General features: G+C 64.3%; 21 protein-coding genes. 14 read left to right on the top strand and 7 right to left on the bottom strand.

What is annotated here, in order from left to right:
• Window positions 1–140 precede the first annotated feature (140 nt).
• Window positions 141–2,354 (bottom strand): penicillin-binding protein 1A, encoded by a 2,214-nt coding sequence (locus tag IVB45_RS36020; protein ID WP_247357494.1) that lies wholly within the window; start codon window positions 2,352–2,354, stop codon window positions 141–143.
• Window positions 2,355–2,521: 167 nt separating this feature from the next.
• Between IVB45_RS36020 and IVB45_RS36015 the strand changes: the two genes are divergently transcribed.
• On the top strand, window positions 2,522–2,947 hold the full coding sequence (locus IVB45_RS36015; protein WP_247357495.1) for a DUF1330 domain-containing protein: 426 nt from the start codon (window positions 2,522–2,524) through the stop codon (window positions 2,945–2,947).
• A 116-nt stretch (window positions 2,948–3,063) separates the two neighbouring features.
• Here IVB45_RS36015 and IVB45_RS36010 read toward each other — a convergent pair whose 3' ends face one another.
• From IVB45_RS36010 to IVB45_RS36000, 3 genes are all read right to left on the bottom strand, one after another.
• The gene (locus IVB45_RS36010; protein WP_007615994.1) at window positions 3,064–4,290 is read right to left on the bottom strand and encodes an ABC transporter substrate-binding protein; all 1,227 of its coding nucleotides are present in this window, start codon (window positions 4,288–4,290) and stop codon (window positions 3,064–3,066) included.
• Window positions 4,291–4,523: 233 nt separating this feature from the next.
• On the bottom strand, window positions 4,524–5,750 hold the full coding sequence (locus tag IVB45_RS36005) for an ABC transporter substrate-binding protein (RefSeq protein ID WP_007598163.1): 1,227 nt from the start codon (window positions 5,748–5,750) through the stop codon (window positions 4,524–4,526).
• 135 nt (window positions 5,751–5,885) lie between these two features.
• Window positions 5,886–6,329: a DUF1304 domain-containing protein gene (locus tag IVB45_RS36000; protein WP_247357496.1), complete on the bottom strand. Its 444-nt coding sequence runs from the start codon at window positions 6,327–6,329 to the stop codon at window positions 5,886–5,888.
• 9 nt (window positions 6,330–6,338) lie between these two features.
• On the opposite strand from IVB45_RS36000, the gene IVB45_RS35995 reads away from it, so the two are divergent.
• Window positions 6,339–6,869, top strand: coding sequence for a methylated-DNA--[protein]-cysteine S-methyltransferase (locus tag IVB45_RS35995; RefSeq protein WP_247357497.1), 531 nt, complete (start codon window positions 6,339–6,341; stop codon window positions 6,867–6,869).
• 93 nt (window positions 6,870–6,962) lie between these two features.
• On the opposite strand, the gene IVB45_RS35990 is transcribed toward IVB45_RS35995, so the two are convergent.
• Window positions 6,963–7,367 carry a nuclear transport factor 2 family protein gene (locus IVB45_RS35990; protein WP_247807539.1) on the bottom strand — a complete coding sequence of 135 codons (405 nt, stop codon included), beginning with the start codon at window positions 7,365–7,367 and terminating at the stop codon, window positions 6,963–6,965.
• A 151-nt stretch (window positions 7,368–7,518) separates the two neighbouring features.
• Between IVB45_RS35990 and IVB45_RS35985 the strand changes: the two genes are divergently transcribed.
• Entirely contained in the window at window positions 7,519–8,415 is an 897-nt protein-coding gene (locus IVB45_RS35985) for a LysR family transcriptional regulator (RefSeq protein WP_247357499.1), read from the top strand.
• A gap of 28 nt (window positions 8,416–8,443) precedes the next feature.
• Here IVB45_RS35985 and IVB45_RS35980 read toward each other — a convergent pair whose 3' ends face one another.
• Window positions 8,444–11,233, bottom strand: a complete 2,790-nt coding sequence (locus tag IVB45_RS35980; RefSeq protein ID WP_247807538.1) for a [protein-PII] uridylyltransferase — start codon at window positions 11,231–11,233, stop codon at window positions 8,444–8,446.
• Between the two features lie 187 nt (window positions 11,234–11,420).
• On the opposite strand from IVB45_RS35980, the gene IVB45_RS35975 reads away from it, so the two are divergent.
• The 5 genes from IVB45_RS35975 (at window position 11,421) to IVB45_RS35955 (ending at window position 15,739) form a co-directional block, all read left to right on the top strand.
• A complete protein-coding gene (locus IVB45_RS35975; protein WP_247357501.1) occupies window positions 11,421–12,392 on the top strand; it encodes an aliphatic sulfonate ABC transporter substrate-binding protein in 972 nt (323 codons plus the stop codon).
• A 263-nt stretch (window positions 12,393–12,655) separates the two neighbouring features.
• Window positions 12,656–13,501, top strand: a complete 846-nt coding sequence (locus tag IVB45_RS35970) for an ABC transporter permease (RefSeq protein ID WP_247357502.1) — start codon at window positions 12,656–12,658, stop codon at window positions 13,499–13,501.
• A gap of 4 nt (window positions 13,502–13,505) precedes the next feature.
• On the top strand, window positions 13,506–14,291 hold the full coding sequence (locus tag IVB45_RS35965; RefSeq protein ID WP_027566044.1) for an ABC transporter ATP-binding protein: 786 nt from the start codon (window positions 13,506–13,508) through the stop codon (window positions 14,289–14,291).
• Window positions 14,292–14,360: 69 nt separating this feature from the next.
• Window positions 14,361–14,870: an OsmC family protein gene (locus IVB45_RS35960; RefSeq protein ID WP_247357503.1), complete on the top strand. Its 510-nt coding sequence runs from the start codon at window positions 14,361–14,363 to the stop codon at window positions 14,868–14,870.
• 71 nt (window positions 14,871–14,941) lie between these two features.
• Window positions 14,942–15,739, top strand: coding sequence for a hypothetical protein (locus IVB45_RS35955; RefSeq protein ID WP_247357504.1), 798 nt, complete (start codon window positions 14,942–14,944; stop codon window positions 15,737–15,739).
• Between the two features lie 105 nt (window positions 15,740–15,844).
• On the opposite strand, the gene mutS is transcribed toward IVB45_RS35955, so the two are convergent.
• Entirely contained in the window at window positions 15,845–18,583 is a 2,739-nt protein-coding gene (mutS, locus tag IVB45_RS35950) for a DNA mismatch repair protein MutS (RefSeq protein WP_247357505.1), read from the bottom strand.
• A gap of 216 nt (window positions 18,584–18,799) precedes the next feature.
• Between mutS and pcaF the strand changes: the two genes are divergently transcribed.
• The 6 genes from pcaF (at window position 18,800) to IVB45_RS35920 (ending at window position 25,417) form a co-directional block, all read left to right on the top strand.
• Window positions 18,800–20,008 carry a 3-oxoadipyl-CoA thiolase gene (gene pcaF, locus IVB45_RS35945; protein WP_027566040.1) on the top strand — a complete coding sequence of 403 codons (1,209 nt, stop codon included), beginning with the start codon at window positions 18,800–18,802 and terminating at the stop codon, window positions 20,006–20,008.
• A gap of 96 nt (window positions 20,009–20,104) precedes the next feature.
• Complete coding sequence (locus IVB45_RS35940; protein WP_247357506.1) at window positions 20,105–20,998, top strand: dioxygenase; 894 nt, start codon at window positions 20,105–20,107, stop codon at window positions 20,996–20,998.
• A gap of 92 nt (window positions 20,999–21,090) precedes the next feature.
• Entirely contained in the window at window positions 21,091–21,792 is a 702-nt protein-coding gene (gene pcaH, locus IVB45_RS35935) for a protocatechuate 3,4-dioxygenase subunit beta (RefSeq protein ID WP_247357507.1), read from the top strand.
• Window positions 21,793–22,383 (top strand): protocatechuate 3,4-dioxygenase subunit alpha, encoded by a 591-nt coding sequence (gene pcaG / locus IVB45_RS35930; RefSeq protein ID WP_247357508.1) that lies wholly within the window; start codon window positions 21,793–21,795, stop codon window positions 22,381–22,383.
• A 205-nt stretch (window positions 22,384–22,588) separates the two neighbouring features.
• On the top strand, window positions 22,589–24,280 hold the full coding sequence (locus IVB45_RS35925; RefSeq protein ID WP_027566036.1) for a methyl-accepting chemotaxis protein: 1,692 nt from the start codon (window positions 22,589–22,591) through the stop codon (window positions 24,278–24,280).
• 48 nt (window positions 24,281–24,328) lie between these two features.
• A complete protein-coding gene (locus IVB45_RS35920; protein ID WP_247357509.1) occupies window positions 24,329–25,417 on the top strand; it encodes an ecdysteroid 22-kinase family protein in 1,089 nt (362 codons plus the stop codon).
• The last annotated feature ends 13 nt before the right edge of the window (window positions 25,418–25,430 follow it).

Raw genomic sequence — 25,430 nt, 5'->3', positions numbered from 1 at the left:
CGCGGGGAATGACAGCCGCGCGCGCGATTCAAGCGTCTGTGCTGCCCGCACAAGCCATTGATTTCGTTATCCTCGGCTACTGTGCATGGGGTTGTTTTCGCGTTTTTTTGTTTTGAGGTCACCAAGACCTCAGGTCGGCGCTAGCGATTTCCGCCGAACAGCCGGTCCATCAACCAGCCGTCGAGCCCTGCGGCTGCCTCGGGCCGCGCATTGGCGCGCGTGGGGGGCGGGCGATAGCCGCCGTTGCTGGCCGGTGCGGGTCCGGGCGCGGTCGCTGTTGGCGGCGACACTTGCGACGTCGCCTGCGCCAGGTTCGACAGGCCCCAGCCACCTTGCGAGCTCGGCAGCGCTGCCACCGGCACGCCCTCGTGCGCCGTCTTCATGAAGCGCGACCAGACTTCGACCGGCAGGCCGCCGCCGGTTGCTTTCTTGGTCGGCGAGTTGTCGTCATTGCCGAGCCACACGCCGGTGACGAGGTTGGCGGTGTAGCCGATGAACCAGGCGTCGCGGTAGTCTTGGCTGGTGCCGGTCTTGCCGGCCGCCGGCCAGCCCGGGATCTCCGCTTTCTTGGCGGTGCCGCTGATCAGCGTTTCCCGCATCATCGCGTTCATCATGCCGACATAGCGCGGGTCGACCACCTGATTGTGCTCGTCCGCCTGGCGCATGTAGAGCAGCTTGCCACCGAGCGTCCTGATCCGCGTGACGACATGCGGCGTCGCCGTGAAGCCGCCATTAGCAAAGGATGCATAGGCGCCGACCAGCTCGACCATCGAGACTTCGGAGGTGCCGAGCGCGATCGAGGCGTTGGGCTCGAGCTTCGAGGAGATGCCGAGCCGGTGCGCGGTGCGCACCACGTTCTTCGGGCCGACCTCGAGGCCGAGCCGGATGGCGACCGTGTTGAGCGACATCGCGAGCGCCTGGGTCAGCGTTACCGCGCCGAAATATTCGTGGGTGTAGTTCTCGGGTCTCCAGCCCTTGACCTCGATCGGCGCGTCCTGCCGGAGGGTGTCGGGCGTGAGCCCCTGCTCCAGCGCGGTCAGGTACACGAACGGCTTGAACGAGGAGCCGGGCTGGCGCCTGGCGGTGACCGCGCGGTTGTACTGGCTCTCGGAATAGTTCCGCCCGCCGACCATGGCGCGCACTGCGCCGTCAGGCGTCATCGCCACCAGCGCGCCCTGGCTGACGTTGAACTTCACGCTCTTGGCTGCGAGCTCGTCGATGATGGCGGCTTCCGCCACGCTCTGGAGCTTCGGATCGATCGTGGTCTCGACCTTGATGCTCTCGTCGATCTGGCCGACCAGATCGTCCAGCACCTCGCCGATCCAGTCGGCGACGTAGTTGATCGTGCCGGCGCCGACCGGCTTCACATTGTAGGAGGGTTGGCCGATCGAGGCCTGCGCCTGCGCCTCAGTGATGAATTTGGCATCGGCCATCGCCGTGAGCACGATTTTCGCGCGTGCTTCCGCGCCCTCGGGGTTGCGGTTCGGCGCCAGCCGCGAAGGCGACTTGACGAGGCCGGCCAGCATCGCTGCTTCCGCGACGGTGACGTTCTTGGCCGACTTGCCGAAATAGCGTTGCGCGGCGGCCTCGACGCCATAGGCGCCGGAGCCGAAATAGACGCGGTTGAGATAGAGCTCCAAGATCTCGTTCTTGGAATGTTTGCGCTCCAACCAGATCGCGAGCTCCGCTTCCTGCAGCTTGCGCGCCATGGTGCGCTCCTGGGTCAGGAACAGGTTTTTCGCCAGTTGCTGCGTCAGCGTCGAGCCGCCCTGCGACACGCCGCGATGGAGCACGTTGGTGACGAGCGCGCGCAGGATGCCGACGGGATCAATGCCGAAATGCGAATAGAAGCGGCGGTCTTCGATGGCGATGAACGCCTTGGGCAGATATTGCGGCAGATCCTTCAGCGAGACGTTGGCGCCGGCCATCTCGCCGCGCTGTGCCAGCATGCTGCCGTCGATGCCGACGATCTGGATCGTCGGTGGCCGCTTGGGGATTTCCAGCGACTGGATCGGCGGCAGATGAGCGCCGACATAGATCACGACGCCGATCACGGCGATCGCGCCCCACAGGCCCAGCACCGCGCCCCAATAGACTAGGCGGCCAAGGCTTGCGCCGATGCGTGACTTGGATCGGCGCTTGGCACTGCCGCGGCCGGCCGGCGCCTTCCGCTCGCGCGGCGGCTCGTCGCCGGCATCCTCGCTCTTGCGCTTGGCGGATGATTTCGTTGATTTCTTCGGCTTGTCATCGCCGCCAGGAATCCGGTCGGCGGCGGTCAGGCGCAGATCGGCGAGTGCTGCAGGCAAGCCGAACAGCGGCTCCTTGCGCCCACCCTTTTTCTTTCCCAACCCCATACGCAAACGCCCGGTCAGCCCGCCCCGCCGCACGCTAGCGGTCGCTGTTTAAGGCCCGGTTACCCAGAGCTTAACGTGTGATTAGGAGGTGCGGCATTCGATGGCCGCAGTTCCGCTGGGAGGTCGGCAGAGCTAGGATCGCCGGCATAAAACAAGAGGAAACTCAGATGGGCCACATCGATCCGACCAAGGAGATTTTCGCGCAGTTCCGGGACAACGACCGTCCCGGCCCGATCCACATGCTCAACCTGGTGCGCTTGCGCAAGGAAGCGGCCTATCCGGATGGCCGCAAGGCGAGCGGCGCGGAAGCCTATGCGGCCTATGGCCACGAGAGCGGCCCGGTGTTCGAACGCCTCGGCGGCGGCATCGTGTGGCAGGGCAAATTCGAGCTGACGCTGATCGGCCCGGAGACCGAGCGCTGGGACCACTGTTTCATCGCCGAATACCCAAGCGTCGCCGCCTTCGTCGAGATGATCCGCGATCCCGTCTATCGCGAAGCGGTGAAGCACAGGCAGGCCGCGGTGGAGGATTCACGGCTCATTCGGCACGCGGTGCTGCCGGTCGGAAAGAACTTTGGCGAGGTGCCGGATTGATTTGCCGTCATGGCCGGGCTTGACCCGGCCATCCACGCCTTCCTTTGCTGCCGCAAGAGCGTGGATGCCCGGGACAAGCCCGGGCATGACGACGTTGAGGCAGTTGCTTACGAGAACTAACCCGCCGGACTCGCATCCTCAATGATCGGGCCGAACAGCTCCCAGCGTTCGCCGTTGAACTTCATCATCTGAAGCTGCTTGTTGACCCGGTAGTCGGTCGGTGAGGTGTTGGCCTTGATGCCGGGCAGCGCGGTGTCGCTGGTCACGTCCTTCAGCGACGCGGCCTGCTTCATCACGTTCTCGCGCGTCAGGTCGTCGCCGCACTGCTTCAGCACATGGACCAGCAGCTGCGCCGTGCTGTAGCCGTAGGTGTTGAAGTTCGAATCCTTGTCGCCATCTGGATAATACTTGGCCATGAAGTCGAAATACCTCTTAAGGCCGGCATCGTCCTTCCAGGTCGGATCGAGCGGTTCCTTGCCGTAATTGACGCTAATCAGGCCCTTGGCGGCGTCGAGGCCAGCCGGCTTCAGCACCGCGCCGACCGAGGTGGCGTTGATGTCGACGATCTGCACCGGATGCCAGCCCATCTCGGCGATCTTCTTGATCGCCTGCGCCGCCTGCTTCGGCGTGGTGGCGCTGAAGAACAAATCGGCGCCGGCGTCCTTGATCTTGAGGATCTGCGAATCGACAGTCGGATCGGAGACTTCGTAGGAAGCTTCAGTCACGATCATCTTGGCAGCCTTGTCGCCGAGGCCGGCCTTGATGCCGTTCAGATAGTCCTTGCCGAGGTCGTCGTTCTGATAGAGCACGCCGATCTTGGCGTTCGGATGCTCCTTCAGTATGTACTGTCCGTAGATGCGGCCTTCGACGAAGTAGTTGGGGTTGAAGCCCATCGTCCACGGAAAGTTCTTCGGATCCGTGAACCTCGAGGCTCCGGTCGCCGCGAACAGTTGCGGCACCTTCTTCGAATTGAGATATTTCTGCACGGCTGCGTTCACCGGCGTGCCGATGATCTGGAACGTCAGCAGAACCTCGTCGCTTTCGACCAGCTTGCGAATCTGCTCCACGGCTTTCGGCGGCGAGTAGGCGTCGTCATACTGGATCAGATTGATCTTGCGGCCGTTGACGCCGCCCTGGTCGTTGATCATCTTGAAATAGGCGGCCTGGGTCTTGCCGATCGACGAATAGGCCGACGCCGGTCCAGAAAACGGCATCGTCTGGCCGACTTTGATCTCGGTATCGCTGGCGCCCGGATCATATTTCTTCTGGGCATTGGCCGCCGAGACCGACAGCGCCAGGGTCAGCGCCGTTGCCGTGGCCAGATGCAGAATTCCATTCCTCATTCGCATTTCCTCATTGTTTATTGCCGGTGATCAATCGGGTGCGCTCATGCGCACGGGGCGTCACCGCTGAGGTCGAGTGTGAATGAGGCATTGCTGCAACGCAAGGTGGGCGTGCACCCGCAGTTCGTAGGATACGCAACGTCTCAGCAAGTTCGTTAAGGTGGGCACGGCCCCGGCGGATGCGCGAAGTGCAGTCCGCCGGGCGTAGCCCACCCTATGAAATCTCCGAGAGACTAACCCGCTGGACCCGCATCCTCCATGATCGGGCCGAACAGCTCCCAGCGTTCGCCGTTGAACTTCATCATCTGCATCTGCTTGTTGACGCGGTAGTCGTTCGGCCCGGTGTTGATCTTGATGCCGGGCAGCGCGAAGCTCGGAGTGAAGTCCTTGATATTGGCGACCTGCTTCATCACGTTCTCACGCGACAGGTCGTCGCCGCACTGTTTCAGAACTTGCGTCAGCAATTCGGCGACGGAATAAGCATAGGTGTTGACGGTGTTGAGCTTGTCGCCTTCGGGGAAATACTTGTCCATGAAGGCGAAGAACGCTTTCACGCCCGGATCGTCCTTCCACTGCGGATCGCCGGGCTCCTTGCCGTATTGGGTCGATATGATGCCCTTGGAGATATCGAGGCCGGCCGGCTTCAGCGTCGCCGAGATCGGGCTCGCGTTGATGTCGAGAATGTGCACCGGCGTCCAGCCGAGCTCGGCGACTTTCTTGATCGCCTGCGCCGCGAACTTGGGTGTCGAGGCATCATAGAAAAGATCGGCGCCCAACGACTTCAGCTTGACCACCTGAGAGTCCACCGTGGGATCGGTGACCTCGTAGGAGACTTCGCCGACAATCATGCCGGCGGCCTTGTCACCGAGACCGCTCTTGAGGCCGGCGAGATAGTCTCGGCCCATGTCGTCGTTCTGATAGAGCACGCCGATCTTGGCGTTCGGATGCTCTTTGAGGATGTACTTGGCGTAGATGCGCCCCTCGGACACGTAGTTGGGATTGTAGGCGATGGTCCATGGATAGTTCTGCGGATCGTTGAAGCGCGCGGCGCCGGTCGAGGCCAGCAGTTGCGGGATCTTCTTGCCATTGAGATACTTTTGCACGGCGGCGTTCGCGGCCGTGCCGATGATCTGGAAGGTGAACAGCACCTCGTCGCCTTCGACGAGCTTGCGCACCTGCTCGACCGTCTTCGGCGGCGAATAGGCATCGTCATACTGGATCAGATTGATCTTGCGGCCGTTGATGCCGCCCTGATCGTTGATCATCTTGAAATAGGCGGCCTGGGTCTTGCCGATATTGGCGTAGACGGAATAGGGCCCGGAGAACGGCACGGTCTGGCCGATCTTGATCTCGGTGTCGCTCGCGCCGGTGTCGTATTTCTTCTGGGCGAGAGCTTGGTTGGCGGAGAACGCGAAGGCGAGCGCCGCCGTGGCAGTGATGAAGGCTCTGCGATTGCTCATGTGGGGTTGTTCCTCCTGACGGAATTTCCGACCGACGGTCTTGTCCCGTTGATTGCCAACGGTCGCCATCGCTGTCGGAGATTGTGGAGGAACGGCAGGCGACGCGCAAGGATCGCGGCGCCGCGCTATGGCGTCTCAGGCCAGGAACAGCGCTAACAGCGCGAGCGCCGCCGGCAGCGCCTGCACCATCAGGATGCGCGTGCTGACGGTCGCTGCGCCATAAGCGCCGGCCACGATCACGCAGAGCAGGAAGAATGCCTTGATCTGGAACGCGAAGGCCGGATTGCCGTGCACCAGCCCCCAGACCAGGCCGGCGGACAGAAAGCCGTTATAGAGCCCCTGGTTGGCCGCCAGCACCTTTGTGGTCGCTGCCTTCTCCGGCGTGTTGCGGAAAACCTTCAAGCCCTGCGGCTTGTCCCAGAGAAACATCTCCAGGAGCAGGAAGTAAGCGTGCAGTGCGGCGACCAGCGCCACCAGGATATTCGCGATCCAGAACAAGTTGAGCTCCCCCGGCGTCAGCTTTCGGGTGGACGCTAGCACGGCCGGCGTGGCAATTGCGATGGCGTGTTTCGATGCCATGGTGCCGCAATGCCCGCGCGACCGACCAAATCACCTGTAAGCTTCGGCCTCGATCGGCTGGCGACCCCGATTGGGATTGCGCTGCTGGTCACCGACGCTGCGGGCACCTTGCGCGCGCTCGACTGGGCCGATTACGAGCACCGCATGCGCGAGCTCTTGCGCCTGCATTACGGTGTGGTGGAGTTGCGTGACCAGCCCGCGCCCGCAGCCATGCGGACTGCGCTGTCGGATTATTTCGACGGCGATCTCGGCCAGCTCTCAGGCATCGCCTGGCGCATCGCCGGCACGCCGTTCCAGCAGAAGGTCTGGAATGCGTTGGCGCAAATTCCTGCCGGCACCACGATGAGTTACGGCGCGCTCGCCGCCAGGATCGACATGCCCAAGGCCATTCGCGCCGTCGGCCATGCCAACGGCTCCAATCCGATCAGTGTGGTGCTGCCGTGCCACCGTCTGATCGGCGCCGATGGTTCTCTGGTGAAGTACGGCGGCGGCCTCGAGCGCAAGCGCTGGCTGCTGCGGCACGAAGGCGTGGCGGTCTAAGCCGGTTCGACAACGCGTTGAACGATTGGCGGCGACCGGCGGCGGGTCGTCAAGCGAACCTTCGGCCGCTCTCCTCTACTGTGACCGCATCCGTCAGGCGTTCGACGTCATCACTTTCTGCACGATCTTCCAGGTCCCGTTCACCTTCAGGCAAGACAACAGGTCCGTGAAGCGACGCGGCGGAATGTGCAATTTCACCTTCAAAAGCGCGAGCTCTCCTTCAACATCCGTTGACAGGATCTGATCATCGCGCTCGAAGCCCTGTTGCTTTGGAGCTTCCATGTTGCGGACCGCTGCCAGCCAGGTCGCAATCGGCGTCACGCCCACGTTGCCGTCCTCCGCGACCTTCGTCACGGAACTCAAGGGATGAAATATGGATGCAAATTTCTCGGCATCCATTTCATAGGCAGCATCGAAATAGGTCTGCGCAAGGGAGCGCAAGGCGGAAATGTCCGTATCCATTGTCATCCTCAAAGTTGGTACACCGAAATCGTTCATGCGGCCGGGCGAGCTGTGCCGAGCGTCAACCTGCCACCACATGCAGGAAAGCACTGCACGGCGCTTTCTTGCTCGCGCAAGCCTACGGCGTCGTGGCTTATGAGACTAGACGTCTTGCACGGCACGGTCTTATGACCGATATTCATCATTGATGACCAACGAAATGAACGAACTCGCGACGTTTGCCGTCGTGGCCAGTGAACGAAGCTTTACGCGCGCTGCGATAAAGCTGGGTGTGTCTCAGTCTGCCTTGAGCTACACGATCCGGAGGCTTGAGCAACGGCTTGAGCTGCAGCTGCTCGCTCGAACAACCAAGAGCGTTGCGCCAACCGCTGCGGGGGCAGCTCTCTTGGAAGACTTGTCTCCGGCGCTCGAGCAAATTCGTCACGCCCTCGACAGGGCCCGAAGCGTTCGGCGTCGGCCTGAAGGTCGCCTTCGAATTGTAATGTCACGATCAGCTGCCGTGATGGTATTGTTGCCGCGGTTGAGGGCTTTCGCCGAAGCCTACCCGGACATCGTTCTGGACGTTGTCACCGTCACTGGCCCCGTGGACCTTGTTGCAGGCGAGTTCGATGCCGGTATCCAGCTTGGCGAGTACATTCAAAAGGACATGATCGCGGTTCGCGTCACGCCCGAGCTGCGGTTGGCGGTCGTGGGGTCGCCACGCTATTTCGCTTCACGAAGCATCCCCAAAAAGCCAAAGGATCTCAACGATCACCGGTGCATTACCCTGCGTCTTGCGGGTGGTCCATATCGGTGGGAGTTTGAGCAGGGACGAAAGTCGGTCACGATCAACGTGAACGGCCCGCTCATCATTGACGACACTCACCTGGTGATTCAGGCCGCGCTCGCCGGGGTTGGTATCGGATTAGCCTATGAAGAGCAGGTCGCCGAATATATTGCGAAGCGCCGCCTTGTTCGGGTGCTAGAGGATTGGACTCCGCCCATTCCCGGCTTCTTCATGTACTATCCCAGTCGTCAGCATCAACCAGCCGCGCTGTCGGCACTGGTGACCGCGCTGCGATTCCCTGAACAAAAATCGGCGTGATGCTTCAGCCCGAAATGACGAGAGAAAGTCACGCCGCCGGCTGAACCGCCTTGTCGCCGGCCATCACGTGCGTCAGCGCGCTCTTGATCGCGGCCTGGCGTGTCGGCGCGCTGATCTGTGCGCCCAGGAGATCGGTGACGTAGAACACGTCGCGGGCGCGCTCGCCGAAGGTCGCGACATGGGCTGAGGCGATGTTGAGGTTGAGCTTCGAGATCGCGGTGGTCAGCTCGTAAAGCAGGCCGGGCCGGTCGAGGCCGGACATTTCGATCACTGTGTAGCGGTCGGACCATTGGTTGTTGATGGTCACTTCCGGCTCGATCACGAACGGCCGCGCCTTGCCGCGCACGGTGCGCCGCGCCACCACCTCGGGCAGACGCAGCTTGCCTTCCAGCACGTCCTCGATCATCTCGCCGATCCGCGTCGCGCGCCGTCCCTCGTCCTCGTCGCGGTCGTATTCCCTGGAGATCGAGATCGTGTCGAGCGCGCGGCCGTCGGTCGTGGTGTAGATCTGGGCATCGACGATGTTGGCGCCGGCCGAGGCACAGGCGCCCGCGATGATCGACAGCAGCCAGGGATGGTCGGCGGCGAAGATGGTCAGCTCGGTGACGCCCCGCACCTCGTCGAAGCCGACATTGATCGCGAGCTTGTGGCCGGCCTGCTCGCTGGCACGGACGAAGCGCGCGTGGCGGATCTTGCGCGGCAGTTCGACCTTGAGCCAATAGGCCGGATAGTGCCGGGCGATATAGGCGTCGAGCTCCTCCGCCGGCCATTCCGCGAAGGCGTTACGGAATTCGGCGTATGCGGCCGTGAGGCGCTTGCCGCGGTCAACCTCCGAGAAGCCGCCCGTCAGAACCGGCTCGGTCTCGTAGTACAGCGAGCGCAACAGCTGCGCTTTCCAGCCATTCCATACGCCTGGACCGACGCCGCGGATGTCGGCGGTGGTCAGGATCGTCAAGAGCTTCATCTGCTCGACCGACTGCACCACGGCGGCGAAATTCTCGATGGTCTTGCGGTCGGAGAGATCGCGCGACTGCGCGACCGTGGACATCGTCAGATGCTCCTCGATCAGCCAGGCCACGAGCTCGGTGTCGGCCGGACTGAAGCCGAGCCGTGGGCAAAGCCGTCGCGCCACCTTGGCGCCGGCGATCGAGTGGTCTTCGGGCCGGCCCTTGGCGACGTCGTGCAGCAGCGTCGCGATGTAGATCACGGAGCGATGCTCCGGCCGGATCTTGCGCATCAGGTCGCTCGCCACCGCGAATTCCTCGATGCCGCCGCGTTCGATGTCCTGGAGGAAGCCGACGCAGCGGATCAAATGCTCGTCGACGGTGTAGTGATGATACATGTTGAACTGCATCATCGAGACGATCTTGCCGAAGGCGCGGATGAAATGGCCGAGCACGCCGGTCTCGTTCATCCGCCGCAGCACGATTTCCGCGTTGTCGGATGTCAGGATCTCCATGAACAGCCGGTTGGCTTCGGGATTCTCGCGCATCTGCGCGTTGATCAGGCCGAGCGAGCGCGTCACGTCGCGCATCGCGTCCGGGTGGAAGGCGAGATTGTTCTTCTGCGCCAGGCGGAAGATGCGGATCAAATTGACCGGATCGTGCTTGAACACGTCGGGCGCGGCGACGTTGATGCGGTTGTTGTCGACGATGAAGTCGTCGCTGTCGGGCACCCGCCGCTTCACCGCGGTGGGGCGAAGCCGCGCCATCATCCGGCTCAGCACCGGCGCGGGCTTGGCCTGCTGGTCCTCGAGCTTGGCGCAGAGGATGGCGGTGAGATTGCCGACTTCCTTGGCGACCAGGAAGTAGTGCTTCATGAAGCGTTCGACGTCCTGCATGCCGGGATGCGAGGTGTAGCCGAGCCGGACCGCGATCTCGCGCTGGAGGTCGAAGGAGAGGCGCTCTTCAGGGCGACCGGAGTAAAAGTGAAGATTGCAGCGCACCGACCAGAGGAAGTCGGCGCAGCGGCGGAAGGTGCGGTATTCCTGCGCGTCGAACACGCCGCGGTCGACCAACTCGTCGGTGTCGCTCACGCGGTAGACGTATTTCGCGATCCAGAACAGCGTGTGCAGGTCGCGCAGGGCACCCTTGCCGTCCTTGACGTTGGGTTCGACCAGATATCGCGATTGACCGCCGCGGCGATGCCGCTCCTCACGCTCGGCGAGCTTTGCGGTGACGAATTCGGACGCGGTGCCTTGCGCGACCTCCTTGTCGAAGCGGGCGACCAGCTCGTCATAAAGCGGCCGGTCGCCGGTAAGGAAGCGCGTCTCCAGGATCGCGGTGCGGATGGTCATGTCGCCCCGCGCCTGCCGGATCGACTCGTCGACCGAGCGCGTGGCGTGACCGACCTTCAGCCCCATGTCCCAAAGACAATAGAGGATGGCCTCGGCGACCTGCTCGCCCCAGGCGGTCTGCTTGTAGGGCAGGATGAAGAGCAGATCGATGTCGGACTCGGGAGCCATCAGGCCGCGGCCATAGCCGCCGGTCGCCACCACTGCCATGCGCTCGGCACCGCTCGGGATCGGCGAGCGGTAGAGATGACGAGTTGCCGCCGAATACAGAATGCGGATGATCTCGTCCTGCACGTGGCACAGCCGCTCGGCGCAGCGCCGGCCGTGACGGTCCTTCAGCAGGATCGTCTGTGCCGCAGCGCGCGACGCAATCAGCTCGGCCTTGAGCAGTTGCGCCATGGCCGTGCGGAACGCGTCCTCGCGTCCCTGGTGCTTCTCGGCAAGCGCATCGACCGCGGCGGTGATCCGCGCGGTGTCGAAGCGATCGTCCACCTCGGCCTTCTGCTCAGTCGCAACGCTGTCCATGTCTCACCGGATATAAGAGGCGGCCGGCCCTGTCACCCGCCATTCTCTCGCAATAGTCGTTCCATGCTGGAAAGGTGCGGCTTTGGGCAAAGCTGTTCTCAGCCGGCGCGCTTTCGAGGGATGGATTTTCTCGTTGATTTCTAGATATAACTCATTGAAAAACAATGAAGTTTTGAGGAGGCCGGGCATGATCAGGATTACACGACGCATACTGTTGGCGGGAGCGGTCGCTCTCGCCATGTCCCCCGTGGCGCGGGCGGCTGATCCGCTCAAGGAAATCCGTATCGACTGGGCGACCTATAATCCGGTGTCGATGGTCCTGAAGCAGAAGGGGCTCCTGGAAAAGGAGTTCGCCAAGGACGGCATCACCGTCACCTGGGTGCAGTCGGCCGGCTCCAACAAGGCGCTCGAATTCCTCAACGCCGGTTCGATCGACTTCGGCTCGACCGCGGGCTCGGCGGCGCTGGTCGCCCGTATCAACGGCAACCCGATCAAGTCGATCTACGTCTATTCGCGGCCCGAATGGACGGCGTTGGTGACATCAAAGGATTCCAAGATCGCTAATGTCGTCGACCTCAAGGGCAAGCGCGTCGCGGTAACGCGCGGCACCGATCCGCACATCTTCCTGGTGCGCGCGCTGCTTGGCGCAGGTCTCACCGAAAAGGACATCACGCCGGTGCTGCTCCAGCACGCCGACGGCAAGACCGCGCTGATCCGCGGCGACGTCGATGCGTGGGCCGGGCTCGATCCTATGATGGCGCAGGCCGAGGTCGAGGACGGCGCGAAACTGTTCTACCGCAAGGCCAACGCCAATACTTGGGGCATCCTCAATGTGCGCGAGCAGTTTTTGAAGGACTATCCGGACGCCGCCCGCCGCGTGCTCGCGGTGTACGAAGAGGCGCGCAAATATTCGCTGGCGAATTACGACGAGCTCAAGAAGACCTTCATCGCCGTGACCAAGCTGCCGGAGCCTGTCGTCGACAAGCAGCTCAAGGAGCGCACCGAGCTGACCCACAGCCGCATCGGCGCGCCCCAGCGCGAGTCGATCCTCGCCGCGGGCCTCGCTTTGCAACAGGCCGGCGTCGTGGACGCGAAGGTCGATGTGAAGGCAACGCTGGATGCGTTGATCGACGACCAGGTCCCGCTGCCGACGAATTAAGGTGCTCTTTCCCTCCCCCCTTGTGGGGGAGAGTGCCTCGCGAAGCGAGGCGGGTGAGGGGTATCTTTCCTCACGATCGGTATGCGAGCCGAGAGAACCCCTCATCCGGCGCCATAGCCGACGCAAAGCGTCGGCGTTCTTTTAAGGACGGCGGCTGAAGGTCGCCTATGCCACGTTCTCCCACAAGGGGAGAAGGGAAAAGCAGCGGAGAGCGCGGCAAGAGTAGTGTTGCATTCCCTGACGAGACGCGCTTCCTACCGGCCATGATCTCTGACGCGCCAGTCCTGCAACAAACTACGGAACCGGCCGAAAGCGCCGCCGCGCCTTCGTGGTTGTCGCGTTATGCGCGTCCATTGCTGGGTGTGTTGCTGCCGCTGACCCTCGCGCTCGGTTGGGAGTTCCTGGTCTGGCGCGGCTGGTCCAATGGCCGGCTGGTGCCGCCGCCCTCGCGCGTGTTCGCCACCATCGTTGATCTTGCCCGCTCCGGCGAGTTGGTCCGTCACATCGCCGCGACACTGTGGCGCGTTGGTCTTGGCTTTGCGTTCGGCGTGGTCGCGGGCACCTTGCTCGGCGCCATATCCGGCTATTGGTCGCTGGCGCGGCGGCTGCTCGATCCGACCGTGCAGGCGCTGCGCGCTATCCCCTCGCTGGCCTGGGTGCCGCTGTTCATTCTCTGGCTCGGCATCTTCGAGACCTCGAAGATCGCGCTGATCGCGGTCGGCGTGTTCTTCCCGGTCTATCTCGGCGTGATGGGCGCGATCCTCATCGTCGATCGCAAGATCGTCGAGGTCGGTCGCACCTTCCGTCTCTCTGGACCTGCCATGATCCGGCGGATCCTGCTGCCTGCGGTGCTGCCGGCCTATGTCGTGTCCTTGCGCGTTGGTCTTGGTCTGGGCTGGATGTTCGTGGTGGCGGCCGAGCTGATCGGCGCGTCCGAAGGCCTCGGCTATCTCCTGCTCGACGGCCAGCAGCTCGGCAAGCCCGCGCAGATCCTCGCCGCCATCGTGATCTTCGCGATCCTCGGCAAGTTCACGGATTGGCTGATCGAGATCGCGGCTGCGCCCTTCCTGCGCTGGCAGGACGCCTTCGGGCGTACGGTGGGAGCATAAGGCGATGCTGGCGCTCGACCGGGTCAGCAAGACCTATCCCAACGGCGTGCAGGCGCTGGCGCGCTTCTCCGCCGAGATCAGGCAAGGCGAGATCGTCGCCATCATCGGCGGCTCGGGCTGCGGCAAGTCCACGCTGCTGCGCGCCATCGCCGGCCTCGACCGCGCAAGCTCGGGCGCGGTGACGCTCGACAACGAGGCGATCGCCGCGCCGCATGCCAAGATCGGCATCATCTTCCAGGAGCCGCGGCTGCTGCCCTGGCTCAGCGTCGCCGATAATATCGGCTTCGGTCTTGCCGATGGGCCCGCGACCGAGCGGCGTGAAAAGGTGGCGCGTGCGCTCGAGCGTGTCGGGCTGGCCGAAAAGGCGCAGGCGTGGCCGCGCGAGCTCTCGGGCGGGCAGGCACAGCGCGTCGCGATCGCCCGCGCGCTGGTGCCACAGCCCGAGGTGCTCTTGCTCGACGAGCCGTTCTCGGCGCTCGACGCTTTCACCCGCCGCGACCTCCAGGATCATCTGCTCGATCTCTGGGCCGACACGCGGCCGACGCTCATCCTCGTCACGCATGACGTCGACGAGGCCGTGGTGCTGGCCGACCGCGTGCTGGTGATGCGGCCGCGGCCGGGCCGGCTGTTCGACCAGATCGAGATCAATCTCGGCCGGCCGCGCGACCGCAATTCGCCGCTGTTCGAGAATTTCAAGCGGAGTGTGCTGACGTCACTCGACCGCTCGCTCGACCGCAGCGTGCCCGACCGTGACGCAACCCAGGGTCCCGGTCAGGCCATGTGGTGGTGACAATTTCGCTCCGAGCCGGTACATCGCAAGCCGGTACTTCGTAGAGACGATTTTCCCGGGAGAGACAAAATGGACGCCGCAGCACTGCGCCAGATGCAGGCCCCGATCAAGGAGCGCTACAAGACCGACCCCAAGACCGCGATGATCACGTTGAAGGCCAAGGGCTCGACCGACAGCGAGGGCATCGCCTGCAAGGTCGAGACCGGCCGCGCCATCGCAATGGCCGGCCTGCATCCCGCGACCGGCGGCACCGGCCTGGAGCTTTGCTCCGGCGACATGCTGCTGGAGGCGCTGGTCGCCTGCGCCGGCGTCACGCTGAAATCGGTCGCGACCGCCATCGAGGTGCCCTTGAAGACCGGCAACGTCTACGCCGAGGGCGATCTCGATTTCCGCGGCACGCTCGGCGTCGACAAGGAGACGCCGGTCGGCTTCGCCGAGATACGCCTGCGCTTCGACGTCGACACTGATGCGCCGCAAGACAAGCTCGACCTGCTGCTCAAGCTCACCGAGCGCTATTGCGTGGTCTATCAGACCATCAAGAACGGCCCGAAGGTCTCGGTGTCGATGCAGCGGATGTAGCGAGCGAAGGCCGCTCGCTCGCCCAACAAATCGTGTCGTCTCGGCGAAGCCCGGGACGACAAAAGAAAAAAATGTCCCCCGAGCTCTACTTCATCCTCATCCTCGTTCTGCGCATGATGGTCGCGGCGGCGTTCGTCGTGACGGCGTCGATCATCACCGAGCGCTCAGGGCCGGTGATCGGCGCGCTGGTCGCGACCTTGCCGGTTTCGGCCGGGCCATCCTACGTCTTCCTCGCGCTCGACCACGATGCCGCCTTCATCGCGCAGGGCGCACTGTCGAGCTTGCCGGTCAATGCAGCGACGATCTTCATGTGCGTTACCTATGTGGTGCTGGCACAGCGGCGCAGCCTTCTGGTGAGTTGCGGAAGCGCGGTCGCGGTCTGGATCGTGTTCGCATCGATCATCAAGCAGTTCGACTGGTCGCTCACCGCCGGGCTCGCCGCCAATCTGATCGCGTTCGGCATCTGCATTCCGCTGCTCGCGGGCTATCGCCACGTGAAGATGCCGCTGGTGACGCGGCGTTGGTATGACGTGCCGATGCGGGCATTGCTGGTGGCGACGCTCGTCGCCATCGTCGTCTCGACATCGAGTTCGGTCGGCCCCCGCATCAGCGGCATCATCGCGCTCTACCCGGTCGTGTTCACCAGCATCATGGTGATCCTGCATCCGCGCATCGGCGGCCCTCCGACTGCTGCGGTGCTGGCCAACTCCGCCTGGGGTCTGCTCGGATTCGGCATGGCAATTGCGGTGTTGCACGTCGGCGCCGCCAATTTCGGCTCCGCGATCGGGCTCTGCATGGGGCTTGCGACCTGCGTCGTTTGGAATCTGACGCTGTGGTGGAACGGGCGAAGGAAGCGATTGGCGCATTAGGCTCGTCATTGCGAGGAGCGAAGCGACGAAGCAATCCAGACTGCCGCCGCGAAGAGATTCTGGATTGCTCCGCTCCGCTCGCAATCACGATTGCGGAAGGACCGCTCACTGCTTCGGCAGCTTGGCCTTCAACGCATAGAGCGCATCGAGCGCTTCGCGCGGCGACATCTCGTCCGGATGCAGTGCCTTCACCGCGTCCATCAGCAGTTCGGCCTCGCTCAGTGGGGCGGCTTCTGCGGCGGCGCGCGAGGGCACTGCGAACAGCGGCAGATCGTCGGCGAGCGCGCGCGCGGTCTGACCGCGATCCTGGGCTTCCAGCTTCGCCAGCACCGATTTCGCGCGCGTGATCACGGCCGGCGGCAGGCCCGCGAGCTTGGCGACCTGGATGCCGTAGGAGCGATCGGCCGAGCCCGGCAACACCTCGTGCAGGAACACGACATTGCCCTGCCATTCCTTCACCCGCACGGTCGCGTTGAACATCCGCGGCAGTTTTGCGGAGAGCGCGGTCAGCTCGTGATAATGCGTCGCGAACAGCGTGCGGCAACGATTGCTCTCGTGCAGATGCTCGATCGCGGCCCAGGCGATCGAGAGGCCGTCGAAAGTCGCGGTGCCGCGGCCGATTTCATCGAGGATCACGAGCGCACGCTCGCCGGCCTGGTTGAGGATCGCGGCGGTCTCGACCATCTCGACCATGAAGGTGGAACGGCCGCGGGCGAGATCGTCGGCGGCGCCGACACGCGAGAACAGGCGGTCGATGATGCCGATCCGCGCGCGTGTCGCCGGCACGAAGCTGCCGATCTGGGCAAGCAACGCAATCAGCGCGTTCTGGCGCAGGAAGGTCGACTTACCGGCCATGTTCGGACCGGTCAGCAGCCAGAGCTGGCCGGATTTTTGCGCAGGGCCCGGCGAGAGGTCGCAGGCATTGGCGATGAACGGCTCGCCATTGCGCTTCAAGGCCTGCTCGACCACCGGATGACGGCCGGCCTCGATGGCAAAGCCGAGAGACGAGTCCACCTCGGGCCGCACATAGGTCTCGTCGATCGCCAGCTTGGCAAGCGACGTCGCGACGTCGAGCAGCGCAAAGGCGTGGGCGGCGGCGCGCAGCTCCTCGCTGATTGCCAACGCCTTGGTGCAGAGCCGCTCGAAAATTTCGAGCTCGAGCCCGAGTGCGCGGTCGCCGGCATTGGCGATCTTGGCTTCGATCTCCCCGAGCTCCGAGGTGGTGAAGCGGACCTGGCCGGCCAGCGTCTGGCGGTGGATGAAAGTCGCGTTCAGCGGCGCCGACATCAGCTTGTCGCCGTGCTGCGCGGTAACTTCGACGAAATAGCCGAGCACGTTGTTGTGCCGAATCTTGAGACCCTTCACACCCGTGTTGTCGGCGTAGCGCGCCTGCATCGAGGCCACCACCAAGCGCGAGGCGTCGCGCAGGTTTCGCGTTTCGTCCAGCGCAGGCTCATAGCCCTGGCGAACGAACCCGCCGTCGCGCTTGATCAGCGGCAGTTGATCGTCGAGCGCCCGGGCGAATTCCGCCGCGAGCTCGCGCGACGGTCTTTGCAGCGCCGCCATCACCGCGGCGATCTCCTGCGGCGGCTGGCCGAGTTCGCCAAGCCGCGTCAGCACCTGGTCGGCGGCGATGATGCCGTCGCGCAGGCCGGCGAGGTCGCGCGGCCCGCCGCGGCCGACCGATATACGGGCCAGCGCCCGCGACATGTCCGGAGCGCCGCGCAGGATGCTGCGGATGTCCTCGCGCGCGGCCGAGTCGGCAACGAAGCTGCCGACGGCATCGAGCCGCCGCGCAATCGCCGCCGCATCGGTCAGCGGCGCGGCAAGCCGCTGCGCCAGCAGGCGCGAACCGGCCGAGGTCACCGTGCAGTCGATCGCATCGAGCAGTGAGCCGCGGCGTTCTCCGGCCAGCGTCCGCGTCAGTTCGAGATTGGCGCGAGTGGCGGGATCGATCGCCATGGTCGCACCCGAGGCTTCACGCGCTGGCGGCGAAAGCGGCGGATGCTTGCCGACCTGGGTGCGGTCAACATAGGTGACGGCAGCGGCGGCAGCAGTGGCTTCCAACCGCGTGAGCTGCGACAGTCCGTCCATGGTCGCGACGGCAAAATAGTCGCACAGCCGCTTCTCGGCGGTGGCGCCGTCGAAGACGTCGCGGGTCAGCGGCGTCACCGCCGGCAGCTCGCGCAGGGTCTGTCCGAGCTCGCTATCGTTATAGAGTGCGTCGGTGACGATCACCTCGTTCGGATTGATGCGCGCGAGCGTGGCGGCGAGTTCGCCGCCCGAACATTCCGTCACCATGAATTCGGCGGTCGAGATGTCGATCCAGGCGAGGCCAAAGCGGTCACCGCCCGCCGATGAGCGCGCGCGCGCGAGCGCCAGCAGGTAATTGTTGGCGCGCGCGTCGAGCAGCGTGTCCTCGGTCAGCGTGCCCGGCGTGACCAGGCGCACCACGCCGCGGCGCACGACGCTCTTGTTGCCGCGCGCCCTGGCGGCGGCGGGATCCTCGGTCTGCTCGCACACTGCGACCCGGTGGCCGCCGGCGATCAGCCGGTGCAGATAATCCTCGGAGCGCTCGACCGGCACGCCGCACATCGGGATATCGGCGCCTTGATGTTTGCCGCGCTTGGTCAGCACGATGCCGAGTGTCCTGGAGGCGATCTCTGCGTCCTCGAAGAACAGCTCGTAAAAGTCGCCCATCCGGTAAAACAGCAAGAGGCCCTGATGCGCCGCCTTGATTTCAAGGTACTGTTCCATCATCGGCGTGACGCGCGCGGCGGCTTCCGCCTGCGGGGCGGCCGCTTCGTCGGGGGGCGGCACTGGGATCGGCTGTTGCATCGTCATGGGCGGCGCAACCTACAAAATTTCACCCCGCGCTCCTATCGCTTTGGCCGGGGAGGGGAGGTTTTCCACGTTGTCCGCACCGCGGCATGCGCAACTCGCGTGCGCACCCCTCGGAACACGGGCGTATCGGTCAATTGACCTGCTGCGGGCGCCCTCCTAAAACTCCGTCGACATTGAAGAATTTAGGCCGGATCGCGGCATTCAGGGAGAACAACGATGCGTGACGTCTTTATCTGCGATGCCGTGCGGACCCCCATCGGTCGTTTTGGCGGCTCGCTCGCCAAGGTGCGTGCCGACGACCTTGCGGCGGCCCCGATCAAGGCTCTGATGGCCAAGCACCCCAATCTCGATTGGGCACAGGTTGACGAGGTCTTCTTCGGCTGCGCCAACCAGGCCGGCGAGGACAACCGCAATGTGGCACGCATGGCGCTGCTGCTTGCGGGTCTGCCGGATTCGGTTCCGGGCCAGACCCTGAACCGGCTCTGTGCCTCCGGCCTCGATGCGGTCGGTGCCGCCGGCCGCGCCATCCGTTCCGGCGAGATCGAGCTTGCGATTGCCGGCGGCGTCGAATCCATGACGCGCGCGCCCTTCGTGATGGGCAAGGCGCAGGAAGCGTTCTCGCGCTCGGCTGAGATCTTCGACACCACGATCGGCTGGCGCTTTATCAATCCGCTGCTGAAGGCGCAGTATGGCGTCGACGCGATGCCCGAGACCGGCGAGAACGTCGCCGAGGAATTCCAGGTCTCGCGCGCCGATCAGGACGCCTTCGCGATCCGCTCGCAGCAGCGCGCGGGCGCCGCGATCGCGGCCGGCTATTTTGCGGAGGAAATCACCCCGATCACCATTCCCGGCGGCAAGGCCGGCCCTGTGACCGTCGACAAGGACGAGCACCCCCGCCCCGAGACCACGCTCGAAGCCCTGACGAAGCTCAGGCCGATCGTGCGCAATCCCGGCACGGTGACCGCCGGCAACGCCTCCGGCGTCAATGACGGCGCTGCCGCGATGATCCTGGCGTCCGAGGCTGCCGTGAAGAAGCACGGCCTGACGCCGCGCGCGCGCATCCTCGGCCTCGCCTCGGCCGGCGTGCCGCCGCGCATCATGGGCATCGGCCCGGTGCCGGCCACCCGCAAGCTGATGGAGCGTCTCGGCAAGAAGATCAGCGATTTCGACCTGATCGAGCTCAACGAAGCCTTTGCCTCGCAGGGTATCGCCTGCATGCGCCAGCTCGGTGTGGCCGACGATGCCGACTTCGTAAATCCGCATGGCGGCGCGATCGCACTCGGTCATCCCCTCGGCATGAGCGGCGCGCGCCTTGCGCTCACCGCCGTGCACGGCATGGAGAAGCGCGGCGGCAAGCTGGCGCTCGCCACCATGTGCGTCGGCGTCGGCCAGGGCGTTGCCGTCGCGATCGAGAAGCTGAACTGACGGGACGGGTAGCGTTCCGTCATCCCGGAGCCGGGTGCCCCAGACTCGTCATGGCCGGGACAAGCCGGCCATGACGCAAGGTGAGGGGAGCATCCCATGATCATCGCGCGCGAGCAGGACGTCACGGCCGCGGCATTGGCGGTGATGGAGCAGACGTCCGATCCCCGGCTGCGCCAGATCATGGTCTCCCTGGTCAAGCATCTGCACGGTTTTGTTCGCGACGTTCGCCTGACCGAGAAGGAATTCCGCGACGCCACGGCTGTGATCGCCGAACTCGGCAAGCTCTCGACCGACACGCATAATGAGGTCGTGCTGATGGCAGGCTCGCTCGGCATCTCGCCGCTGGTGTGCCTGCTGAACAATGGCGATGAAGGCAACACGGAAACCGACCAGTCGCTGCTCGGGCCGTTCTGGCGGCTGAACTCGCCGCGGGTGGAAAATGGCGGATCGATCGTCCGCTCCGAGACACCGGGCGCGCCGCTGTTCGTCAACGGCCGCGTCGTGGACAAGGGCGGTCGCCCCGTCGCCGGCGCCGAGGTCGACGTCTGGCACGCGTCGCCGGTTGGTCTGTATGAAAATCAGGACCCCGAGCAGGCCGACATGAACCTGCGCGGCAAGTTTACGACCGACCAGGACGGAGCCTTCTCTTTCCGCTCCGTGATGATGGTCGGCTATCCCATTCCGACCGAGGGCGTGGTCGGCCGCCTCCTGGAGGCGCAGAGCAGGCATCCCTATCGTCCCGCGCACCTGCACGCGTTGGTCTTCAAGCCCGGATTCAAGGTGCTGATCTCGCAGGTCTACGACCCCGCCGATCCGCATATCGATAGCGACGTGCAGTTCGGCGTGACCAAGGCGCTGATCGGCAAGTTCCTGCGCCATGACACGCCACATCCGACCGAGCGCGACGTCGCGACGCCCTGGTATTCGCTCGACCATGTCTACCGGCTCGAAGCCGGCGAGGCCGTCCTGCCGCGTCCGCCGATCAAATAGGGCGCAAAGCCGCTTCCCCCAATTAGTTATATCCTATAATGATTGGCGGAAGCGTAGACCGGTCGGAAAAGGGCCGGGGGAGGAGTTCGCCAATGACATTCATCTATCCCGTCGGCAGCAACACGGCGCATCCGTTGCCGCTGTCGCCCGAGTACAAGAGCTCGATCAAGCGCGCGCCGAACAAGCCATTGATCCCGATGCGCCATACGCTGTCGGAGCTGACCGGCCCGGTCTACGGCCACGAGACCGTGCGCGAGGGCGACAACGACCTCACCACCCAACACACCGGCGAGCCGCTCGGCGAACGCATCATCGTGCACGGCCATGTGCGCGACGAGGACGGCCGGGGCGTGCCGAACTCGCTGGTCGAGATCTGGCAGGCCAATTCCTGCGGCCGTTACGTTCACGTCCGCGACCAGCATCCGGCGCCGCTCGATCCGAACTTTACGGGCGCCGGCCGCACCGTGAGCGACGCCGCCGGTTACTACCGCTTTGTCACGATCAAGCCTGGCGCCTATCCCTGGGGCAATCATCACAACGCCTGGCGTCCCGCACACATCCATCTCTCGGTGTTCGGCCATTCCTTCGTCACGCGTCTCGTGACGCAGATGTACTTCCCGGCCGATCCGCTGTTCCCGTTCGATCCGATCTTCAATTCGGTGGCGGACGAAAAGGCGCGGGCGCGGATGGTGTCGTCGTTCGATCTCGAGAACACTAAGCCCGAATGGGCGCTGTGCTACCGCTTTGACATTGTGCTGCGCGGCAAGAACGCCACCCCTATGGAGAACCATTAAGTGCAGGACAATGGGATCACGCCGTCGCAGACCGTCGGCCCGTTCTTCAAATACGGCCTGACGCCGACCGGCGAGTATGCCTGGAACGACGCGTTCACCAACTCGACGCTGACGCCCGACGTCACCGGCGATCGGATCCGGATCGAGGGCCGCGTGTTCGACGGCGATGGCGTCGTTGTGCCCGATGTCATGCTGGAGATCTGGCAGGCCGACGGGCAGGGGCGCTTTGCCGATCCGCAGGACAAACGCGCGCTGCCGAATGCGAGCTTCCGCGGCTTTGCCCGCTGCGGCACGGACAAGGACGGCAATTATTCCTTTGAAACCATCAAGCCGGGTGCGGTGCCCGATCCCGACGGCAAGCCGCAGGCACCGCATATCCTGCTTGCGGTGTTTGGCCGCGGCATGCTGCGGCATCTCTACACCCGCATCTATTTCAGCGACGAGGCCGGCAATGCCGCCGATCCCGTGCTGGCGGTGGTGCCCGCCGACCGTCGCGCCACGCTGACGGCCGTGCGCGAGGCCAGCAAGCCGGTGTACCGGCTCGACCTGCGGCTTCAGGGCGACAACGAGACGGTGTTTTTCGACGTGTGATCCCAGCCTCGTCCCGGACAGGCGGAGCGCCGATCCGGGACGACAGCGGAGGACGGCCTGATTTCGCTGCCCGAAACCGTTCACCTGACGCCGTTTCCCGTATTTTTCCGGAGTTCGTGCGATGCAATTTCCGCGCGATGCAATCCCGTGTTTACCGTAATCCTTTAGGGTCCGTGGGATTCAGCGCGGCCCATTGGATTGTTCCATGAAAATTCGCCTTTCGCTTTCTTCCGCAATCATTGCTTTCGGCATCGTTCTGGCGATCGGTTTCACCGCCGTGGTCTCCACCAGCCTTTACGCCTTGAAAGAGCTCAAGGTCGGCGGCCCGCTCTATTCCGACATCAAGCTCGGCAATGATCTCATCGCGGACATCCTGCCGCCGCCGGAATATGTGATCGAGGCCTATCTCGAGGCCACGCTGGCCATGCGCGAGCCCGACCAGCTGGCGGCCCACGGCGAACGCCTGGTCCAGCTCCGCAAGGACTACGACGAGCGCAAGGCATTCTGGGTCACCTCCAGCCTCTCGGCCGACCTGAAAACGGCCCTGGTGTCGAAATCCGACGCCGAGGTGCAGAAGTTCTGGAAGCTGTTGTCCGACCAGCTCCTCCCCGCACTCAAGGCCAAGGACACGGCCGCTTCCGAGCGCGCCTACGCGCAGCTCAAGGACGCCTACACCGCGCACCGTGCCGTCATCGACAGCATCGTCGAGAGCGCCAACAAGCAGAATGCCGACATGGAGAAGCTGGCCGCGGACCGCGACAGCTCCATGCTTTATATCCTCCTCGGCGTCTCCGCCGCCGTCCTCGCCTTCATTGCGGCGGGCCTGCTCGGCGTCGCCCTCGGCGTGATGCGCCCGATCGTGCGCATGACCAGCACGATGCAAAAGCTCGCGACCGGCGATCTCGCCGCCGACATCCCTTTCGCGCACCGGCAGGACGAAGTCGGCTCGATGGCGGGCGCACTCCTGGTGTTCAAGCAGGCGGCGGTCGAGAATTCCCGCCTGCGCGAGGAGCAGTTGCAGAAGGCGCAGGAGGCGGCGCTCGCCAAGCGCGGCGCCCTGCACCAGATGGCCGAAACCGTCGAGCGCGAGACCGGCCGCTCGGTCGACACCGCGAGCGCCGCGACGCAAGGCGTGGAGCGTGCCGCCTCCAGTTTGTCCGAGATCGCAAGGTCGCTCTCGACACAATCGCAGGCGGTCGCAGCCGCCTCCAACCAGGCTCTCGGCAGCTCGCAGACCGTCTCGGCCGCGGCTGAAGAACTCAGTGCTTCGATCCGCGAGATCGCAACCCAGGTCGCGCGGACCAGCACGGTGACGAAATCGGCGGTCGCCGGTCGGGAACAGGCGCGCTCGACCATCCAGACGCTGGCCGGATCGGTGAAGAAGATCGCAGAGGTCTCCGACCTCATCGGCGGCATCGCCGGCCAGACCAATCTGCTGGCACTCAACGCCACCATCGAGGCGGCGCGCGCCGGGGAGGCCGGCCGTGGCTTCGCGGTGGTCGCCGCCGAAGTGAAATCCCTCTCCGACCAGACCGCCAAATCCACCGAGGAGATCGCGCGGCTGATTGCCGAGATCCAGGCCTCGACGCAGGCCGCAGTCGATGCCGTCGAAACCATGGGAGGTCACATCGTCGAGATCGACGGCGTTGCCACCTCGGTTGCCGCCGCGATGGAAGAGCAGGACGCGGCGACGCGAGAGATCACGCGGTCGATCTCCGAATCAGCTTCCGCGGCCAAGGAGGTCTCGGCCAAGATCGGTGATGTCAGCCGCGACGCCGCCTCCGTGAACGAGCGCGCCGCGGAGGTCAGACAGGCGATCGCCGGCATGGCGGCCAATCTCGAACAGCTCCGGTCGGTCGTGGTCCGGACGGTGCGCGACTCGACAGCGGCGGCTTGAGTCGGGCGCGGGGTCGTTCGCTGGCGCCTACGGCCGTGATCGTGCAGTGTGACGCGGGACAGGGGCATCGTGGTTATGACACCTCCACAATTGCCAGCGGTCGTTGAGCCCGCCCAGCTGACGGCTGCGCTGCGCAGGAGTGGCGTACTGGACGCTGGCGCGGTGCGCGAAGTGAAGGTGCTGCATCAGCACCCGGCCATGGTGTCGCAGGTCATCCGCCTTGGGCTGCGCTATGTCGGGGAATCCGCCGGGGCACCGCCCTCCGTCATCCTCAAGATGCCGCATCCGACCTACGCCAAGGCGTTGGCCAATTCCGGTCGGCAGGAAGTGGCCTTCTACACTCATCTTGCGCCGAATATGCCGTCGCAGATCGTGCCGCGCTGCTACGATGGTCATTTCGACGAGGAGAGCCAGGACTGGCATCTGCTGCTCGAAGATCTCACCGACAGCCATGACGTTGCAGCTGACTGGCCATTGCCGCCCTCACGCGATCAGGCGATGGCGATCGTAACGGCGCTCGCCCGCTGGCATGCATCTTGGTGGGACCATCCGGGTCTCGGCGACACCATCGGCACCTGGATGAGCCTTGATGATACGGCGAGTCTGATAGAGACATTCGCCGGCCATTACGACCGCTTCGCCGATTTGCTTGGTGATCGCCTCAGTGAGGAGCGGCGGACCCTGTATCGGCGCTTCATCGACAAGGCCGAGCAACTGTTGCAACGCTACCATTCACATCGCCATGTGACCATCGCTCACGGCGATGCCCATACCTGGAATTTCCTGCTGCCACGCGCGGGCATCGCTGACGCTGTGCGCATTTTCGATTTCGATCATTGGCGCATCAACGTTCCTACCCACGACCTTGCCTATATGATTGCGACGCAATGGTATCCAGAGCGCCGGCAGGCGCTCGAACGCCCGCTGCTCAATCGCTATCACGAGATGCTGATGGCGCACGGTGTCAGCGGCTACACGCGCGGCGCGCTCGACCAGGACTATCGGCGGTCGGTGTTGTGGCACATCACCAAGCCAGTCTGGCAGTGGAGCATCAACATCCCGCCGGTGATCTGGTGGAATAATCTGGAGCGGGTGATGATGGCGGTCGAGGATTTAGGCTGCGAGGAGCTTTTGTAACTGCTCGCGTCAC

Origin of the sequence: Bradyrhizobium sp. 4, assembly GCF_023100905.1 — a bacterium.
Classification (GTDB): domain Bacteria; phylum Pseudomonadota; class Alphaproteobacteria; order Rhizobiales; family Xanthobacteraceae; genus Bradyrhizobium.
Note: the sequence above shows the minus strand (reverse complement) of the source record. Positions and strands in the feature narration are given on the sequence as shown.

What these genes read in the sequence shown, in the direction of transcription:
- IVB45_RS35995 (WP_247357497.1), top strand. Translation starts at nt 6,339, where the DNA reads ATGCCCGCGCGACCGACCAAATCACCTGTAAGCTTCGGCCTCGATCGG.
- IVB45_RS35975 (WP_247357501.1), top strand. Translation starts at nt 11,421, where the DNA reads ATGATCAGGATTACACGACGCATACTGTTGGCGGGAGCGGTCGCTCTC.
- IVB45_RS35980 (WP_247807538.1), bottom strand. Translation starts at nt 11,233, where the DNA reads ATGGACAGCGTTGCGACTGAGCAGAAGGCCGAGGTGGACGATCGCTTC.
- IVB45_RS35970 (WP_247357502.1), top strand. Translation starts at nt 12,656, where the DNA reads ATGATCTCTGACGCGCCAGTCCTGCAACAAACTACGGAACCGGCCGAA.
- IVB45_RS36015 (WP_247357495.1), top strand. Translation starts at nt 2,522, where the DNA reads ATGGGCCACATCGATCCGACCAAGGAGATTTTCGCGCAGTTCCGGGAC.
- IVB45_RS36020 (WP_247357494.1), bottom strand. Translation starts at nt 2,354, where the DNA reads ATGGGGTTGGGAAAGAAAAAGGGTGGGCGCAAGGAGCCGCTGTTCGGC.
- IVB45_RS35990 (WP_247807539.1), bottom strand. Translation starts at nt 7,367, where the DNA reads ATGAACGATTTCGGTGTACCAACTTTGAGGATGACAATGGATACGGAC.
- mutS (WP_247357505.1), bottom strand. Translation starts at nt 18,583, where the DNA reads ATGACGATGCAACAGCCGATCCCAGTGCCGCCCCCCGACGAAGCGGCC.
- IVB45_RS35960 (WP_247357503.1), top strand. Translation starts at nt 14,361, where the DNA reads ATGGACGCCGCAGCACTGCGCCAGATGCAGGCCCCGATCAAGGAGCGC.
- pcaH (WP_247357507.1), top strand. Translation starts at nt 21,091, where the DNA reads ATGACATTCATCTATCCCGTCGGCAGCAACACGGCGCATCCGTTGCCG.
- IVB45_RS36010 (WP_007615994.1), bottom strand. Translation starts at nt 4,290, where the DNA reads ATGAGGAATGGAATTCTGCATCTGGCCACGGCAACGGCGCTGACCCTG.
- IVB45_RS36005 (WP_007598163.1), bottom strand. Translation starts at nt 5,750, where the DNA reads ATGAGCAATCGCAGAGCCTTCATCACTGCCACGGCGGCGCTCGCCTTC.
- IVB45_RS35985 (WP_247357499.1), top strand. Translation starts at nt 7,519, where the DNA reads ATGACCAACGAAATGAACGAACTCGCGACGTTTGCCGTCGTGGCCAGT.
- IVB45_RS36000 (WP_247357496.1), bottom strand. Translation starts at nt 6,329, where the DNA reads ATGGCATCGAAACACGCCATCGCAATTGCCACGCCGGCCGTGCTAGCG.
- IVB45_RS35940 (WP_247357506.1), top strand. Translation starts at nt 20,105, where the DNA reads ATGATCATCGCGCGCGAGCAGGACGTCACGGCCGCGGCATTGGCGGTG.
- pcaF (WP_027566040.1), top strand. Translation starts at nt 18,800, where the DNA reads ATGCGTGACGTCTTTATCTGCGATGCCGTGCGGACCCCCATCGGTCGT.
- IVB45_RS35965 (WP_027566044.1), top strand. Translation starts at nt 13,506, where the DNA reads ATGCTGGCGCTCGACCGGGTCAGCAAGACCTATCCCAACGGCGTGCAG.
- IVB45_RS35955 (WP_247357504.1), top strand. Translation starts at nt 14,942, where the DNA reads ATGTCCCCCGAGCTCTACTTCATCCTCATCCTCGTTCTGCGCATGATG.
- IVB45_RS35925 (WP_027566036.1), top strand. Translation starts at nt 22,589, where the DNA reads ATGAAAATTCGCCTTTCGCTTTCTTCCGCAATCATTGCTTTCGGCATC.